At 54.1% G+C, this 16,395-nt stretch carries 14 protein-coding genes and 1 tRNA gene; 8 read left to right on the top strand and 7 right to left on the bottom strand.

Annotated elements, in window-relative coordinates:
* Positions 1–24 precede the first annotated feature (24 nt).
* The gene (locus tag ON16_RS05595) at positions 25–309 is read right to left on the bottom strand and encodes a DUF1905 domain-containing protein (RefSeq protein WP_040660214.1); all 285 of its coding nucleotides are present in this window, start codon (positions 307–309) and stop codon (positions 25–27) included.
* Positions 310–462: 153 nt separating this feature from the next.
* Between ON16_RS05595 and ON16_RS05600 the strand changes: the two genes are divergently transcribed.
* Positions 463–939, top strand: coding sequence for a hypothetical protein (locus tag ON16_RS05600; RefSeq protein ID WP_040660216.1), 477 nt, complete (start codon positions 463–465; stop codon positions 937–939).
* 147 nt (positions 940–1,086) lie between these two features.
* Here ON16_RS05600 and ON16_RS05605 read toward each other — a convergent pair.
* Positions 1,087–1,171 (bottom strand) — tRNA-Leu (locus ON16_RS05605).
* Between the two features lie 261 nt (positions 1,172–1,432).
* Here ON16_RS05605 and ON16_RS05610 point away from each other — a divergent pair.
* The 6 genes from ON16_RS05610 to ON16_RS05635 all read left to right on the top strand — a co-directional run bounded on the left by ON16_RS05610 (position 1,433) and on the right by ON16_RS05635 (position 9,995).
* Entirely contained in the window at positions 1,433–2,263 is an 831-nt protein-coding gene (locus ON16_RS05610) for a pyridoxamine kinase (protein ID WP_040660218.1), read from the top strand.
* Positions 2,260–3,465 (top strand): MFS transporter, encoded by a 1,206-nt coding sequence (locus tag ON16_RS05615; protein ID WP_040660220.1) that lies wholly within the window; start codon positions 2,260–2,262, stop codon positions 3,463–3,465. Before ON16_RS05610 ends, ON16_RS05615 begins: the two co-directional genes overlap by 4 nt.
* Positions 3,466–3,538: 73 nt before the next feature.
* The gene (locus ON16_RS05620) at positions 3,539–5,635 is read left to right on the top strand and encodes a serine hydrolase domain-containing protein (RefSeq protein WP_040660222.1); all 2,097 of its coding nucleotides are present in this window, start codon (positions 3,539–3,541) and stop codon (positions 5,633–5,635) included.
* Positions 5,636–5,857: 222 nt separating this feature from the next.
* The gene (locus ON16_RS05625; protein WP_040660224.1) at positions 5,858–7,930 is read left to right on the top strand and encodes an elongation factor G; all 2,073 of its coding nucleotides are present in this window, start codon (positions 5,858–5,860) and stop codon (positions 7,928–7,930) included.
* 263 nt (positions 7,931–8,193) lie between these two features.
* Positions 8,194–8,625 (top strand): MarR family winged helix-turn-helix transcriptional regulator, encoded by a 432-nt coding sequence (locus tag ON16_RS05630; RefSeq protein ID WP_040660226.1) that lies wholly within the window; start codon positions 8,194–8,196, stop codon positions 8,623–8,625.
* Positions 8,626–8,642: 17 nt separating this feature from the next.
* Positions 8,643–9,995 (top strand): MATE family efflux transporter, encoded by a 1,353-nt coding sequence (locus ON16_RS05635; RefSeq protein WP_040660228.1) that lies wholly within the window; start codon positions 8,643–8,645, stop codon positions 9,993–9,995.
* On the opposite strand, the gene ON16_RS05640 is transcribed toward ON16_RS05635, so the two are convergent.
* The 5 genes from ON16_RS05640 to ON16_RS05660 form a co-directional block, all read right to left on the bottom strand.
* A complete protein-coding gene (locus tag ON16_RS05640) occupies positions 9,992–10,474 on the bottom strand; it encodes a hypothetical protein (protein WP_040660230.1) in 483 nt (160 codons plus the stop codon). The genes ON16_RS05635 and ON16_RS05640 overlap by 4 nt on opposite strands.
* A gap of 275 nt (positions 10,475–10,749) precedes the next feature.
* Complete coding sequence (locus ON16_RS05645) at positions 10,750–11,880, bottom strand: hypothetical protein (protein WP_040660232.1); 1,131 nt, start codon at positions 11,878–11,880, stop codon at positions 10,750–10,752.
* Positions 11,881–11,923: 43 nt separating this feature from the next.
* A complete protein-coding gene (locus ON16_RS05650; RefSeq protein WP_040660234.1) occupies positions 11,924–12,928 on the bottom strand; it encodes a Nif3-like dinuclear metal center hexameric protein in 1,005 nt (334 codons plus the stop codon).
* Between the two features lie 129 nt (positions 12,929–13,057).
* On the bottom strand, positions 13,058–13,789 hold the full coding sequence (locus ON16_RS05655) for an aspartate/glutamate racemase family protein (protein ID WP_040660236.1): 732 nt from the start codon (positions 13,787–13,789) through the stop codon (positions 13,058–13,060).
* A 190-nt stretch (positions 13,790–13,979) separates the two neighbouring features.
* Positions 13,980–15,146 (bottom strand): PucR family transcriptional regulator, encoded by a 1,167-nt coding sequence (locus ON16_RS05660; protein ID WP_040660238.1) that lies wholly within the window; start codon positions 15,144–15,146, stop codon positions 13,980–13,982.
* Between the two features lie 220 nt (positions 15,147–15,366).
* Here ON16_RS05660 and ON16_RS05665 point away from each other — a divergent pair, with 220 nt between their 5' ends.
* Complete coding sequence (locus ON16_RS05665) at positions 15,367–16,389, top strand: hydroxyacid dehydrogenase (RefSeq protein ID WP_040660240.1); 1,023 nt, start codon at positions 15,367–15,369, stop codon at positions 16,387–16,389.
* The last annotated feature ends 6 nt before the right edge of the window (positions 16,390–16,395 follow it).

Raw genomic sequence — 16,395 nt, forward strand, 5'->3', positions numbered from 1 at the left:
AAGCAGATTGCATACAAGGGGATATCATTCCCGTTCGCAAATGCTCACCTGCACATAATCCCCGAGCTGTTTGCCGATTTCCGCGCGGATGGCTTTTCGAACGCCAATCATATAGCGCGCACTTCCATCGGCATGTCTGCCCATGCTGACAACGCTTCCGTTATACGCCATTCCGTCAAAGGTGGCGTGGACTTTGACACGGCCCTTTCCGAACTCCGTTTTGATGTCGTAAGGAACTTCAACATATGCGCCGTCAATATCCGGGACTTTTTTTATCTCCGTAAGAAATTTATATATTTTGGGATTCATTTAACCATCCTTAGCATCAATTTTGTTGAAGATAGGATTCTCATCCATTCATAGATTATCAATCGTTTTCTCTACAGAGAACTTGTAAATTAAGACGTTTATGGGATTTAAATCACATATACATAAACTTAGGAGTAATTGGGAGTGAAGTGTATGGTCATTCATGTTCGGCATTCAAAAATAATGGCAACGGGCTTTCTCTTGGTTCTCTTCGCTTTTATTTTGACCGCTTTTTTGAAACAAAATTGCCTTCACGATTCAGCAGGCACAGCCATGGCGGCTTTTGAAGAGCAAGACATCAGGGATCAACTGCTGGTCTATCTATTCTTAGATAATCTGCAAGAGCAGAGTGACCTATTTTACGAGCCATACTATACGCTTAATCCAGAAATTGTTTATTACTTAACCACAGTGAAAGAAGTAACAAGCGATGGTCCCTACACTTGTATTAAATTTGTAACACTGCCCTATTTAGGGCCACACGACACAATCGGAGAGGACGAAATCAGTTTTTGTATTAACCATTCAGGGGAAGTAGTCTCTACAGAGTTTCGTCACCTGAATAGTTATACTTTACCGGATTATCTTCGCAGCTTAGAAAAGGGTGCGTTGCTGCCAACCTCGCAGTAATCACCAAGCCTCACCAACCCTATATTGTGCGGGCATCTGCTTTGCCGACGCACAGCTAGTCTATTTCATTGTAATTTCAAGCCTTTCTTCATTGAAAAAAGCCGCATCTCAGCCCTCATTCAGAAGGTCAAGATGCGGCTTTTCATTTGGTGCGCCTGAAGGGACTCGAACCCACACGTCTTGCGACACGAGAACCTAAATCTCGCATGTCTACCAATTCCATCACAGGCGCAAATAGGAGAAGCCGGAAAAATTCCGGTACTTTTTTATTATATCAACCATTTACCGAGATGGCAACATCTAAATCCTGCATATTGGCCGCAGACGCAGAGCGCCGTTGCGGTAGATTGCGTGAATCGATAAAATAGCTACTCTGGGGCTATTTTACCACGAAGCGGCCACTTGAACAATAGGCAGATTTGCCGTATACTTAGACAAAACAGATAAAAATTTTCCCCGCCTGTAATAGACGCAATAGAAAAGAGGAACCGCCATGTCTACGCCCCGTATTGCTGCAATCCACGATCTGTCCGGCTTTGGACGGTGCTCCCTCACCGTTGCCCTGCCGATTTTGTCCGCCATGGGAACACAGTGCTGTCCGCTGCCCACCGCCTTTCTTTCCACGCACACCGGCGGATTTGACGGTTTTACCTTTCTTGACATGACCGATGAAATGCCCCGGGTGGCCGCCCACTGGAAGTCCTTGAATTTGCAGTTTAACGCGATTTACAGCGGATTTTTGGGCAGCGAGCGTCAAATTGATCTGGTGGCGGAATTTTTCCGCGACTTCCGCCGCCCTGAAACCGTGACGGTGGTGGACCCGGTCATGGGCGACCACGGCAAAGTCTATCAGACCTATACCCCCGCCATGTGCGCGGGAATGATTCGCCTTGCCCGTCTGGCGGACGTGATTACCCCGAACCTGACCGAGGCGGCCCTGCTGCTGGATCTGCCTTTGGACACGCTCCCCTCTCCGCAGGAGATGGTGGAGCGGCTGAGTCTGGACGGCAGGCGCTCCGTGGTTCTCACCGGGGTTTCCATGTCGCCGGGAATGACCGGGGCGATGTGTTTCGACGCAAAAACAGGCCGGTCCGAGGCGGTGCAGACTGCGTTTGTCGCTCACGAATTTCACGGGACTGGCGACGTGTTCGCCTCTGTTCTCACCGGTGCGCTGGTGCAGGGCCGGAATCTGAACGACGCGGCAACGCTTGCCGCCAAATTTGTCCGGGCCTGCGCGGAGCGGACCGCGAAAGAGGATTTACCCATCCGGGAGGGCGTCGAGTTTGAGCCATTGCTGGGCCTTTTGACGGGGGAGACGCCATGAGCGGCACGTCTTTGCCGTCCGGGCAGCGGGTAAACACCATGTATTTCCTGCTTCAGATCTGGTTTTGGGGCATGATGGCCGCATTCACCGGCTATCAGACAGCCATCGTGCTAAACCGGGGATTTTCCAGCGGACAGGCAGGCGTTTTTATTTCATTAGGCTGCCTGTCCGGTATTTTTGCTCAGCCGCTGCTGGGTGCTTGGGCAGACCGGCATCCGGCGGTGCCGCTGAAGCGGATTTTTGGCGGGTGTATGTTGGCGGCGCTGCTGATCCACGGCGGATTTTATTTTTCCCGCCCCGGTTTTTTCGGCACCGCGCTGATTTTTCTGGCTCTGGGCGCGCTGGAAACCAACGCCTATCCTCTGATCGACGCCATGGCGATGCAGTTCCTCAACGCCGGAATCGACGTGCGGTACAGCTTGGGCCGGGGACTGGGGGCCTTTGCCTATGCCATTGTGTCCGTTCTGGTGGGCCAGCAGGCGCGCCGCTTCGGGGTGGAGTCCGCTCTGGTGACTCATGGCGCACTGGTCCTCCTGATTTTGACGACTCTGGCCGTTTTCCCCGCATTTGCCCCGTCCGCTGCGCCTGCGGCGCATACGCGGACACCCGCGCACTCTCCTTTTTACATTTTAAAGCACAATCCGGCGTTCACCGTGATGCTGCTGGCGGGCTTCTTTGGATTAATGGCGGTCATGCCTATTGTCAATTTTCTGGTCAGCCTTGTAAATGACCGGGGCGGCGACAGCGGCTCTCTGGGGCTTGCTCTGTTTCTGATGGCTGCGTCAGAACTGCCGGGAGCGATTTTATTCCAGTGGCTTTGGAAGAAGACAAATCTTGAGCGGATCATGGTGATCTCCGCGGTGTTCATGGCGCTCAAGCCCCTGCTGTTTCTGTTCTGCGGGGATCTGCGGCTTTTCCTGATGATGCAGCCGATCCAGATGCTGGGATATGGACTGTTCACCCCGGGGAACGTTTTCTTTGCCAACGAAAATGTCCCGCCCGAGGACCGCATTCAGGGACAGTCCCTCAAAATGGTGGCCACCAACGGCCTCAGCGGCGTGGTGGGCAACCTGATCGCCGGGGGCATCATTGACCGGGGCGGTGTGAACGCCATGCTGGTGTTTTGCTTTTTCAGCGGCGCGATCGGCGTGGCATTGGCATTTTGGGCGGTGCGTCTGCGCAAATTCAGAAAAAGCGCTTGACTTTCCCCCTGCTGGAAGGTGTATACCCAAGTTATTGAGTTCATTCGCCCTTGGGGCGGGAAAGGAATCAAATATGAGAGGAATTTTGAAAAAACGGCTGGCGGCGCTGGGACTGGCGCTGACCATGGCCGTGAGTCTTGCCGTCCCGGCGATGGCGGCGGAGGTAAAACGCGCCCCGGCTTCCGAGGCGCGGCAGAAATCCGCCCAAACAGCGGTGGGCTACGCCATGCAGTACGGCGGGGCCATCGGCGCGTCCTATGCCCTGTGGGAGGACGGCGTTTTCACCATCAGCGGGGAGCAAATCAATACCCCCGCCTCCCTGAAGGATTCCCACATGGCAATGTTGGGGGCCGTGGGCGGCGGACTGTACGGCATCGGCTCCGTCAGCAAAATGTACACCACCGCCGCCGTCATGAAGCTGGTGGAGGCGGGAAAAGTCAAGCTGGACTCCCCAGTCACCGCTTATTTAAAGGACTTCAAAATGGCGGACAGCCGCTATACAAAGATCACCGTGCGGATGCTGCTGAACCACTCCTCCGGTCTGATGGGGACTTCTTCCACCAACGCCTTTCTCTTTAACGACGACGACCAGCAGGCCACCGACGAGCTGCTGGAGCGCCTTTCCACGCAGAAGCTGAAAGCCGCCCCCGGCGCGTTCTCCGCCTACTGCAACGACGGGTTCACGCTGGCGCAGCTGGTGGTGGAAGCCGTCAGCGGAAAGGACTTTATGGACTATGTCCGTTCCGCCCTTCTGACTCCGGTTGGGTTGGCGAATACCTATGCGCCCTCGGACGGCAACGAGGTCCTGAACCGACTGGCCCTGACCTGCACCGCCGATGCACAGCAGCGTCTGCTGCCCAAAGACACCATCGGCATCGTGGGCACGGGCGGGCTGTACGCCACAGCGGAGGATTTAGCGGCCTTTGGCGGAGCCTTTACCGGTACATCCATGCTTTCCGCCAGTTCCACCGCCGCCATGGCCGCCCCCGAGTATGACCGGGGCATCTGGCCCGACGAGCCGCTGGGTATGGTGAGCTACGGCCTTGGCTGGGACGCAGTGGAATTCCGGCCGTTTGAGCAGAACGGCATTCAGTGCCTTGTCAAAGGTGGAGACACCCTGCGTTTTCACGCGGCGCTGCTGGTTTTGCCGGAATATAACATGGCCGCGGCGGTGCTGACCTCCGGCGGCGTGTCCGTCTATAACGAGCTGGCCGCCGCCCAGATGCTGGCGGACGCGCTGGAGGCAAAGGGCGTGAAGCTGGACCGCTCCGAACCCGCCCTTCCCACCGCCTCGCCCGCAACAATGCCCGCGTCTCTTGCGGGCGAGTCCGGGTATTACGGCACCACCACCCAGCAGCTAAAGGCTACTATCTCCGCCGATGGCAAGCTGACTCTCCATCAAATGAGCATGGCGGGCATTCCTGACCAGACATTGACCTATTACAGCGACGGCTCCTTCCGGGATTCCACCGGCGCGGCGGCGGTGAAGCTGGTGAAGGAGTCCAACGGCTCCACCTACTTCTATCAGCAGAGTTATGCGCCCCTGCCTAATCTGGGCGTGCTTTCCACCAGCGACTATCTACTGGTAAAGATGCCGGAAAATAAAGTCTCCGCCGAGACACAGGCGGCATGGGACAAATTGGCCACCGTAAGCGCGGTCCCGCTGGCTGAAAAATACTCCTCTCAGCTGTATCTGGCCCTGTCGGACGCTTCCTCCGCCGCGCAGGTGACCTCGGCCCTGACTGCGGGCGTGGAATACGTCCCGGGCTATGTCGGCGGAGAACGCATCGTCAGCCCCACCGAACTGCTTTACGACCTGCCCATCGGGCGCGATGCGGGTACGGTCACCGTGGACGGAAGCCTGCTGTGGATCAACGGCGCGCCCTATCAGACCGAGAACAGCTTGAAAAACATCTCCACGAAAAGCGGCGCTTACTCCACCATCCAGTCCACGGGTTATGCCCGCTGGTACAAGGTGGGCGCGGCGGCAGGCAAAACCATGGCGGTTACCTTCCCCGAAGACGCCGGGTTCTACGTCTACAACGGCGACGGCACGCTGGCGGCCTCCTCTCTCCTGTGGGGAGACACCTCCGTCAAACTGCCGGAGGGCGGCATGATCGTCTTTGCGGGGGATTCCGGTGCCCGCTTCCAGATCAACTTTGCCTCCTGACATGTAAACGATTAACGCGGCCCCGAAATGGGGCCGCGTTTTTTTGCCTTTGCGGGGCGGAAACGTAAATTCTTTTCTTTCTTTCTTGTGCAGACAACCAAAAATAGCAGCTCTCCAAAATCAAACATTGTGCTGTGTGCCAAATTATTGTATAATGATTCCATTGAGCGATAGCATTTCCGGTTTCTCGCCCAAGCAACAAATCGAAGGGAGTACAAACATATGACTGCAAAGGACATTCGCAATATCTGCTTACTGGGCCACGGCGGAAACGGCAAGACCTCTTTGGTAGAGTCTATGCTGTATCTGACCGGCGGCACGGATCGACTCGGTAAAGTGACCGATGGAAATACCACCTGCGATTACGACCCAGAGGAAATCAAGCGGAAAATTTCCATCTCTTTGAGCATTGCTCCCATCGAATTCAAGGGCGTGAAGATCAATGTGATCGACACTCCGGGATATTTTGACTTTTCCGGCGAGGTGCTGGAGGCTCTCCGCGTGGCGGACGCCGGCATCATCGTCTGCTCCGCCAAGGGCGGTATTTCCGTGGGCACCGAAAAGGCGTGGAAATATCTGCAGGAGCGGAATATGCCCCGCGCTATCTACATCTCCAAGAGCGATGAAGAGGGCGGGGACTTCAACGGCGCGTGGGAATCCCTGCGTGAAAAATTCGGCCGGGCCGTGTGCCCCACCATGATGCCCATGTGGGACGAAAGCAAGAAAGTCGACGCGCTGATCGACGTGGTCTATAAAAAGGCCTATGAATTGAAGCCCAATGGCCGTCGGGAAGAGGTTCCCATTCCCGCCGACAAGATGGAGGTCGTGGAGAACTTCTATCAGCAGCTGTGCGAATCCGTGGCGGAGACCAGCGAAGAAAAAATGGAAAAATTCTTTAACGGCGAACCGTTTACACAAGAAGAAATTTTGGAAGGTCTGCACGCCGGTGTGCGGGATTTGATTCTCTGCCCCGTGATGTATGGCAGCGCCTTTACCGGCATCGGAACCCAGACCGTGCTGGACACCGCGGTCAAGCTGTTTCCCAACCCTGTGGAAATTCCCAACCGCAAGGGTACCGACGCAGACGGTCAGCCTGTGGAAATCGACCTGACCGAGGACGGCAATCCCTATGCGTTTGTGTTTAAAACCACCTCCGATCAGTATGGCCGGTACTCTTATTTCAAGGTTATCTCCGGAAAGATCACGGCGGACATGACGCTCACCAACGCCCGCACCGGCGAGGCCATGAAGCTGGGCCACCTGTACACCATGCGCGGCAAAAAGGCCGTCGAGGTCAAGGAGGTCTGCTGTGGCGACATCGCGGCAGTGGCCAAGATGGAAAAGCTGAAAACAGGGGACACCCTGTGCTCCGCAAAGAGCGTGGTAAATCTCACCGGCATTCCCTTCCCAACGCCCTGCTATGCTCAGGCCATCGCCCCCAAGACCCGCGGACAGGACGATAAGGTGGCCGGCGGTCTTGCAAAGCTGGCGGAAGAGGACCTCACGTTCTCTCTGGTGAACAATGCCGAGACGCATCAGCTGGTCCTCTCCGGCACCGGCGACATCCATCTGGATGTTTTGAAGGCCAAACTCCTGTCCCGTTTCGGCGTGGAGACTGTGTTCTCCCCCGTTCGGGTGGCCTACCGCGAGAAAATTCGCAAGAAGGTCAAGGTGCAGGGCCGCCACAAGAAGCAATCCGGCGGACACGGCCAGTTTGGTGACGTGTGGATTGAGTTTGAACCGCAGTCCGAAAGCGAGGACATGATTTTTGCGGAGAACGTGTTTGGCGGCTCCGTACCCAAGAACTTTTTCCCTGCCGTTGAAAAGGGCCTGCGGGAAAGCTGCGTCCACGGCCCGCTGGCGGGTTTCCCTGTGGTGTTTTTAAAGGCCACGCTGGTGGACGGCTCCTATCATCCGGTGGACTCCTCGGAAATGGCATTTAAGACCGCCGCGTCTCTGGCGTTCAAGGCCGGTCTGGAACAGGCGAACCCCGTTTTGCTGGAGCCGATTGGCGAACTGCACGTCTATGTACCCGACAACTTTACCGGCGACGTGATGGGTGATTTGAACAAGCGCCGGGGCCGCGTTATGGGAACCAATCCTATAGCGGACGGCGAGACGGAAATCGTGGCTGAGATCCCCATGGGCGAAATGGGCACCTATGCCATTGACCTGCGATCCATGACACAGAGCCGCGCCCGCTTCACCTTTGACTTTGTGCGCTATGAAGACTGCCCTCCTGCGGCGCAGGACAAAGCCATTGCCGAGGCAAAGGCCATGGCCGCTGCGGAATGAGCTACCCAAACATGTGCAGCGTGAGCGCTTTTCGGCCATAAAAAATCGGGCGACGCAAAAAGCAAATTTTATACTGCCCCGGCGCGGTTTCAACCGCGCCGGGGCAGTTTCTTTTTAAAAAGCCCAGCCAATATGCAAAATTTTTTCTCCGCGCCGCATTTGCTGTTATTGAAGGGCAGTTTTTTCCACAATCACTTGCTTTATTACACAGCCCGCTGTATAATATTATACAGCGGGCTGTGTAATTGAAGAAGGAGGATATTATGGTGCGCCAAGCGGAAAACGAACTGGGCCGGTTGATCTTAAAACTGGCGAACACAATCATCAAAAACCGAAACCGTCATTTGCAGGCTCTGGACCTGACATCGTCGCAGGCCGACAGTCTTCAGTTCTTTCTAGCGCACAAAAATGCGACAGCGACGGATCTGAAGGACGAGTTCGGCATCACCCACCAGACCGCCCGGGGCATTGTCACGCGCATGGCGGAAAAAGGGTGCGTCACGCTGAAACGGTCGGAAGAAGACGGGCGGTGTCAAATCGTCGTTCCCACGGAATACGGAGTGGAACTTGGAGAGAAAATGAAGCAGAACCGTATGCGTACCGGTGGGAAACTGCTGGACGGTATGGGACAGTCGGAACAGGAGCTGTTTATCCGGTTTCTGAATCAGGCGTTTGAAAACGTCAAGAACGATTAAAAAAGAGGGGGTTCCACTTGGGGCAGTCCAACCAAAAAATTGATATTTTTGAGCGTATGCCGGTGAAAAGGGCAGTCCTCAAGCAGATTGCCCCGGCCATTGCCGGACAGATGATTACGCTGATTTACAGTCTGGCGGACACCTATTTTGTTGGGATGCTGAACCAGTCCGCCGCGACCGCCGCCATCACGGTGGCGTTTCCCATGTTTTTGATGCTGACAGCCATCTCCAATCTCTTCGGCGTGGGCGGTGCCAGCGCAATTGCGCGGGCGCTGGGCAAAAAGGATTTGGAAAAGGCGCGGCAGATCGCGGGCATTTCCTTTTGGAGCGGGCTTGTCGCGGGAATTTTGTATTCGTGCGTCTTCCTATTTTTAGGGGAGCCGGTTCTGCGGCTGTGCGGCGCGACGGAGCGCACCTTTGCTATCGCGCTGGGCTATGCCAGATGGGTGATCCTCATCGGCGGGCCTTTCACCATCCTCAATACCCTGCTGGCAAATCTGGTGCGCGCAGAGGGAAGCGCCATGCACGCCTCCGTCGGCGTGTCCATGGGCGGCATTCTGAACACCATTCTCGACCCCATTTTTGTATTGCCCCAGTTTTTAGGGCTGGGCGCGGTGGGCGCGGGCGTGGCCACCGCGATTTCAAACGCGGCGGCAATGGCCTATTTCATTTGCTACGCAGTCAAGAAAAAGAACGCAACCGTAGTAAGTCTCTCCCCGAAAAATCTTCGGTATACCGGCAGACACATCAAGGAAATTCTTGCCGTGGGGTTTCCCTCGGCGGTTCAATTTGCACTGACGGTGGTATCCATTAGCGTGCAGTCAAAATTTGTCTCGCGATACGCCACAGAGGCAGTTGCAGGACTCGGCATTGTCAAAAAGCTGGACCAGCTGCCTCTCTACTTCACCATGGGCGTATCCAACGGTCTTCTGCCCCTGCTGGCTTATAACTATTCCGTCGGCAATCAGGAGCGGAGAAAGCAGGCGTTCCACTTTGGCTGCACGATCTCGCTAGGCTTCTCGGTTCTGTGCCTCATCTGTTATGAGGCGTTCGCGCCGCTGTTAGCGGGAATCTTTATCGAGGACCCCGCGACCATCCAGTACGCTTCCGGATTTTTGCGCATTATGGTGACGGCAATGCCGATGATGTCACTCTGTTATCCGATCATCGTCCAGTTTCAGGCAATGGGAAAGGCCAAGCCGGCGCTTGTCTGTTCTGTCATTCGCAAGGGAATTCTGGACATTCCGATTTCGTTTGTTATGGATGCCCTCATTCCACTCTATGGTCTTATGTGGGTGCAGCCCATTGTGGATACGATTTCTTTAGCCGTGGCAGGCATCCTATATCGAAAGCAAAACCGCCGAGGTTAGACTTCCGTCTCCAGATCTTTTGCAAAGTCTCTGCACATTGCGCCCGCCTCGATGTCAAAGGTCCCAAGGCCCTTCCAATTCACGCGGCAAAGATAGCTTTTCAGCGGGAGGACCAGAACCTTTTCGCCGATCTGACAGCGAAGGCTGTAAAAACTTTGCAGAATCTCCTGCGCAAGAATGAAATTGTTGTCCAGACGCACAGAAATTCTCTCCAACTCTTCGATATCCTCAATTGGCACTTCGATAGGACTCCCGGCAATCCCGTTAATTCCCTTGAGATCAGGCTCAAAATCGTGAATTGCGTCTCTTCCCGTCGCCGCGATTGGCCGGCCGGGCAAAACCATCGCGTGATAGGAATACGAATCGCTGCCGCAGGAGTCCACAATTTCCTCCCCATCCTTGAGAACGGACAGGCGGAATTGATGGCACGGCGCCAGTTGGGTTGCAAGGTCAGGCACAAGTTCAAACGCAAGTTTCATTGGATTGACCCCTTTCATGATCGGGACGGTTGCCCCTGATACGGATACGGATGGTATTCGTATCATATGAAGCGGGACAAAAACGTGTGAAGCAGGTTCTTACCGCGCGGGCGTTTTTAATCCTGTTTTCCATCGCTTCTCCGTCCTTTTTCGCACACATTTAGCCCCACAGGCAAAAAAAGCCGCCGACTTTGTTTTTAACAAAATCGGCGGCTCAAGCAGATCTCTATTTGATCCGAGAGGGGGCGGCGCTATGAATGTCGCGGGCCATGTGCTTAGAAGAACAGGCCAAAAATCTGGGCAACCACTGCGGCATAAACCAGACGCAGGAAGCAGCCGATAAGAGCGGCACGCATGATTTCGCCGTTTTTCAGATCAACCACACCGTTCCACACGGCGGGAATCTGGCCCAGAGGGACCTGAATCGGCCATGCGGAGTTTGCCAGAATGAAGGAGCCGACAATCAGCTTTTTCACAGCGGCGGTCGTTGCAATGATGGTTCCATCCGTCAGATAAGTACCCAAGTTCTTCATAGCGAGCGTGCCTGCGGTCATGATGGTATCAACGCCGGTCATCGGCTCGATTCCGATCATGGAGAAAAAGCCGCCCAGCACATCTGTGACAACGGGCCAAATGCCGAAATATTCCATAATTCCGATCAAGGCAAACACCACGCAGCCTGCGGGGAGGATGAAGAGGAACACCAGCTGGGCGCCTTCGCGGGCGGAACCGAACAACGTGTCCATGGCGCTGGTGTTAGGCGTGAAACGCGGAAGATCCTTGATGTCGGCGGCCTTGGTGTTGCGCCAGAAGAGCTTCAGCAATGCGGGAACCAGAACGATGGGAAGGAAGATGCCCACAATCATCACAGGAAGGGGATTGATGCCCGCGGCAGAGAGAGCGATGATGCCCAGCACGATGATGGAGAAGGAGCAGGGGGCATTGCACATGGTGGCAATGGCGATCTTCTGCTCGTCCTTCGTGCAGCCGGCTTTCATGACCACGGGACCGGCGATCCGTCCGGCGGCGTTCACGTCGCCCAGAATGTTGTAGATCACACCGACGACCACGGCCGCATTGACCTTGATGAGCTTCATAACGGGCAGGAACAAACGCATCAGTGCGTCAGTCAGGCCCAGACGCTCCAACACGCGGCCCGTCATAACGGAAACCACGATGGCGGCGCCCAGCTTAGAGGCTCCGAACAGGTAGAATTCAAACATCTTGTAAGCGCGGGTGAACATTGCGTCGAACATGCCGGAGAATTCCTTGTCGAAGAAAAAGACGCAGGCGAGGATGACGATTAGAAGGACCAGTCCTACATACTCAATGGGCTGCCATTTTTGACGCTGAAGTTCGCTCTCGGTCTTAGTCGCAGTCTTGCTCTCGGTGATCGGTTCTTTCAAAGTGTTCCCTCCTCAAATCTTTTATGTTTCTAAGCCACACAGCTTATTTGCGATGCAGATATTCCCCGGCGATTCTGGAGCCGTATTCCCGAATACCCTCGGACCCGATCAGCTCCAGCGGAACGCTGGTCATCCTCTCTCTGAATACCACAACCTCCACATCCGGCAGGTGATTTTTCAGAGCATTTGCGAGGGGAACGCCATTTTCAAAAATTTCCATGGCATGTGAATTACCGCAGACGAAGTTCAGCCCCAGCTCCTCCGCCTTTTCGATCAGAGGGTGACCGGGATAGACTCTGCTGATGGAGGCCAAAAGGGTATCAACCTCAGGATTCTCCGCGATAATTTTTTCAAGGTGCTCCGGCGTGAAGCCGCAGTGGGGGAAGATATGTACTACTTTTTTCATGGGAGAATCCACGGAGCCCACCAGAATTTTTGCTCTGGCGGCAACGCTTGTCTCCTCAATTCTGTCGCACTGTCGATGGTTGCGCTCCAGGGCCAGCATCTTTTCGTCGGAACTGGCATTCATCAGCCGGTCCAGTCTCGCGATCATGTCGCCCACCGTGCTGATTTCAGGAAAAACGTCTCCCACATAAACGATATTTCCCGGAATCCCCCCGTAATTTACCGAGGCAAAATGGGGCTTGTGCCCATGCAGCCAAGGAATTCCCGGATGAAGCCCATGAAACGCCTCGTGCAGTTCAAAGCAGGTCAGTCCGTAGAGTCCCAGATAGTATTTCAGCAAAACACCGCCGGAATTGGATGCGTCGCCAATGGGGTGATGGGCAATCATCGCATCCACGCCTGTTGCGGCGGCAAGCTCGATTGCGCTCTCTGTCATGGTCATCATGACGGCAATTTTTTTGACCGGCTTTTCGGGGTCCCCCCAAACAAGACCCGGCATCTCCACAATCGCCTTTCCCGGTATGTTCGACGACTTGGTGACGACCCAGGGATTTTTCCCTGACGCCCAGTCATAGGGAGACTTTAGGCAGCGGCCGTTGGTCAAATCGTCCAGCGCGGTTAGGACATCCTTTACAAGTGTCATCTTCAGGTCCCTTTCTTTCTGGTGTGTACATACATTTGCCAAGTATGGAGAGCACCGCGAAATCAGACGGGGAGATTTGCACGAAATTCAATTTTGCAGCGCACTCCTGGATAAATGCGGGCGATTGTCTTAGCCGTGGTGATAATTCGGGACGTTTACACAAGAGTCAATGTACTCCAGCAGCTGGTTGATGCCGAATACCGGAACCTGCGCAATTTCCTGAATCATTTTGGTAAACGGGGAATAGTTGGTGCATTCCAAAAGGATGGCGCCCGTGTCGGGATACTGCTCCATGTGGCGGGCCGTCATCTCCCGAATGCTGGCCGCCATGTGTTCCCAGTTCCCCTCTGGGTTATCTCCGATCACCAGCTTGGAAAAAGCCGAATCAGGAGTCATGCCGGTGACATTGACCGGGATGTCCTTGGCGGACCAGCCCGCCTGATTGAAGTGAGACTCGGTCATGGTGTCGGCACACTCTGTAAAAATTCCGATAGACCGGTTGCGGTTGAGCACCGCGCGAATCATAGGCGCCAGCAGAAGCGTGGATGTGAACACCGGAATATTCACGGCGTCTACCAGCTGACGCTGGAAGCCGCCCAAAAATCCACAGCTGGTGGCAATTGCCTTGCAGCCCTCTGCCTCCAGTTCCCGTGCAGCGTCAATGAAGGGCTGAAGCAGCCGTTCATTGGCATTTTTTTCGGTCATATTCAGGGCGTCCACGTCAACGATGCGGTAGCGCACAGGCATGGAAAAGGTTCTGGCATTTCCAATGTCGCCCAGCAGACGGGGAAATACCGTGCGCATCATCAGGATGCCGACGTCTTGGCCATAGTTCGTATAACCGCCTTTGATTAAAGTCATCGTTTCATCTCCTTTTAGTTGTGACCTGTTAAATGGGGACATGCGTTCCGTGCATATTTAACAATTTTTCTTGCCGGTCGCATTCGCTTTTGTCTAAAATATCAGATGAAACGGGAAAAATCAAAGATTTCACAAAGGCTTTAGCCAAGTTGTGCTCAAAATTTCAAATTGGTAGATACTTTGTCCATTTCTAAAAAATAAAGTAATCATGAAATAGCAGGGCAATAGACATGTAAATACGGGTATAGTAATCATCCAGATTCAAATTTCCAATGGATGAAATTTTATCCAGTCTTTTAATAAGCGTATGCCGGTGGACAAAGAGCTGGCCGGCGGTCTGCGTCATATTTCCGCTGTTAGATAGGTAAATACGCAGCGTCTGAACGTAATTGGTGTTATTTACCTTGTCGTAGTTCAGCAAAAGCTGAAGGGACTGGTTGTCCAGCACAACGGAGGAGTCCTTGCGGTGCAGATGACCGAACATCTTCAAAAAACGGATGTTATCATAAGAGCAAACGCCCCGCCGCGCCTGAATGATTGGCAGGGTTTCCAGCGCTTCCACCGCGTGATTCAGCGAGAGCATGAGATCGTCCGGAGCGTGGAGACGCTCCGCGCCCAGATAATAGTTGGTGCCACACTGTTCAGAGAGAAATGTGAACCGGATATTTAATTCATAAAACATGGAGAGGCATTTTTCGTCAGAGGCATAGGACGTGAGAAATACATATTTATGCTGGGGCATTTCCTTCCAAAGGCAGACCTGACTGCACGACTGGATAAAGGAACAGATCTGCGTCAGGCATTTCCGCCAGACCTTTTCCTCAACGCCGGTATAGTTCACCGGGGACAGCAGCAGCAGATGAACATGCCGCGAGTCATTGTCCGGAAAAAGCTCGCTCTGACAGCCGTGGATGCTCCGCTCCAAAAAGAGATAGGACTGCTTGAGCACGTTTCCATCCCAAGCCTCCTGAGGGCCCGGAGAGATAATCTGCATCATGGTGTGCAGGATTTCTGAGAAGGTCAGCTCCTTGGGCAGCGACATCACCGGAAAGTTCAGTTCCTCCGCCTGCTCCAAAATATATTTGGGGACGCTGTCCAGATAATAGCCCAGTTGAATGGCAACCCCGCTCACGCCGCGCTTGACCAGCCACGCAATCAAATCCCGATGCGACTCCTCCTGCTGCAATCCGTAGCCGGTGGTAAACAGCAGCTCGCCCGGCTGCACGGATTTCGGCGTGTCCAGAATCTCCATGATATTGATCCACTGTATCTCATTCTTATTTCCTTTTTGTCCCGCCAGCAGTTTTACATCCGGGAAAACTCTCTGGCTGATCAAATCCTGAATCGTCAATGCCATCGTCCATTCCTCCGTCGCATTAAAAATTTTGCCAAGACTCTTTACGCTAAATTGCTACCGTGTTATAAGCATCACAAATAGTATTCTAACGTAAATGCAGGAAATAGTCACGAAGAAAAATGATAAAATGTCCACCAACCTAAAAGATTAGCGTGTATTTTGTCCGTTGTGGCAGATGTCGAATTCTTGTATAATATCAACAAAAGGAGGCGGTGTAAACATGGCATATCAAGTGCTGATTACCGAACCAGTCAATGAAAAAGGGCTGGATTTTTTAAGAGAACAGGGATATACCCTGATTACAGGAACCGGTCCTGATGAAGAAACGCTGCTCAGAGAGTGCCGCGACTGCGACGGCGCACTCACCCGAAACGGGAAATTTACGCAGCGGGTCTTTGAAGGCTGTCCCAAACTGAAAGTGGTGTCTATGCACGGAGTGGGCGTGGACGGCATCGACGTGGAAGCCGCGACCAATCTGGGAATCCAGATCTGCAACGCGGCAGAATCCAACCAAAAATCCGTGGCGGAGTACGCCGTGGGTCTGATTCTGATGCTGGCAAAGCACTCCGTCGTCTACAATAACGGGCTGAAAAGCGGCGACATGTCGGTGCGCAACCTGTATGGCAACGATGTCAGCGGAAAGACGCTGGGCATCATCGGCATGGGAAACATCGGAACACAGGTGGCCAGAATGGCCTGTAACGGCCTTGGGATGAAGGTGATCGGCTACAACCGCCACATCACCAAAAAGCAGAAGGCCGACTTCGGATACCTCACGCCGGACATGGACGAAGTCATTTCCTCCGCCGACTTTCTCTCCCTCCATCTGCCCGGCAATGACAAAACCCGCCACACCATGGACGCCCGCCGTCTGGCGCTGATGAAGCCCAGCGCGTTTTTAATCAACACCGGCCGCGGCGAGGTCATTGACGAAGCCGCCCTGATAAAAACGCTTCAAGAGGGAAACCTGCGGGGCGCGGCGCTGGATGTGTTTGAAGGAAACCTGCCCAAGGCGGACAATCCGCTTTTGTCCATGGACAATGTGATTGTGACCCCGCACACGGCAGCGTTTACCACCGAAGCGCTGGAGCGGATGAGCTATCAGGCGGCTCTGGGCATCGTTGAGGTGCTTGAGCATCGTCCCGTGACCTATGCTGTCAACAAAATGAAAGACAGCTTTGAAGAAAACAAGGACATCGCGGCCGTCATGAATTTCTTCCGCCACGAGTTCAATTATAATTAAGGAGAG

It is taken from the genome of Oscillibacter ruminantium GH1 (assembly GCF_000307265.1).
GTDB lineage: Bacteria > Bacillota > Clostridia > Oscillospirales > Oscillospiraceae > Oscillibacter > Oscillibacter ruminantium.

Coding starts and splice junctions, on each gene's coding strand:
- ON16_RS05595 (WP_040660214.1), bottom strand. CDS start 309: ATGAATCCCAAAATATATAAATTTCTTACGGAGATAAAAAAAGTCCCG.
- ON16_RS05600 (WP_040660216.1), top strand. CDS start 463: ATGGTCATTCATGTTCGGCATTCAAAAATAATGGCAACGGGCTTTCTC.
- ON16_RS05610 (WP_040660218.1), top strand. CDS start 1,433: ATGTCTACGCCCCGTATTGCTGCAATCCACGATCTGTCCGGCTTTGGA.
- ON16_RS05615 (WP_040660220.1), top strand. CDS start 2,260: ATGAGCGGCACGTCTTTGCCGTCCGGGCAGCGGGTAAACACCATGTAT.
- ON16_RS05620 (WP_040660222.1), top strand. CDS start 3,539: ATGAGAGGAATTTTGAAAAAACGGCTGGCGGCGCTGGGACTGGCGCTG.
- ON16_RS05625 (WP_040660224.1), top strand. CDS start 5,858: ATGACTGCAAAGGACATTCGCAATATCTGCTTACTGGGCCACGGCGGA.
- ON16_RS05630 (WP_040660226.1), top strand. CDS start 8,194: ATGGTGCGCCAAGCGGAAAACGAACTGGGCCGGTTGATCTTAAAACTG.
- ON16_RS05640 (WP_040660230.1), bottom strand. CDS start 10,474: ATGAAACTTGCGTTTGAACTTGTGCCTGACCTTGCAACCCAACTGGCG.
- ON16_RS05650 (WP_040660234.1), bottom strand. CDS start 12,928: ATGACACTTGTAAAGGATGTCCTAACCGCGCTGGACGATTTGACCAAC.
- ON16_RS05655 (WP_040660236.1), bottom strand. CDS start 13,789: ATGACTTTAATCAAAGGCGGTTATACGAACTATGGCCAAGACGTCGGC.
- ON16_RS05660 (WP_040660238.1), bottom strand. CDS start 15,146: ATGGCATTGACGATTCAGGATTTGATCAGCCAGAGAGTTTTCCCGGAT.
- ON16_RS05665 (WP_040660240.1), top strand. CDS start 15,367: ATGGCATATCAAGTGCTGATTACCGAACCAGTCAATGAAAAAGGGCTG.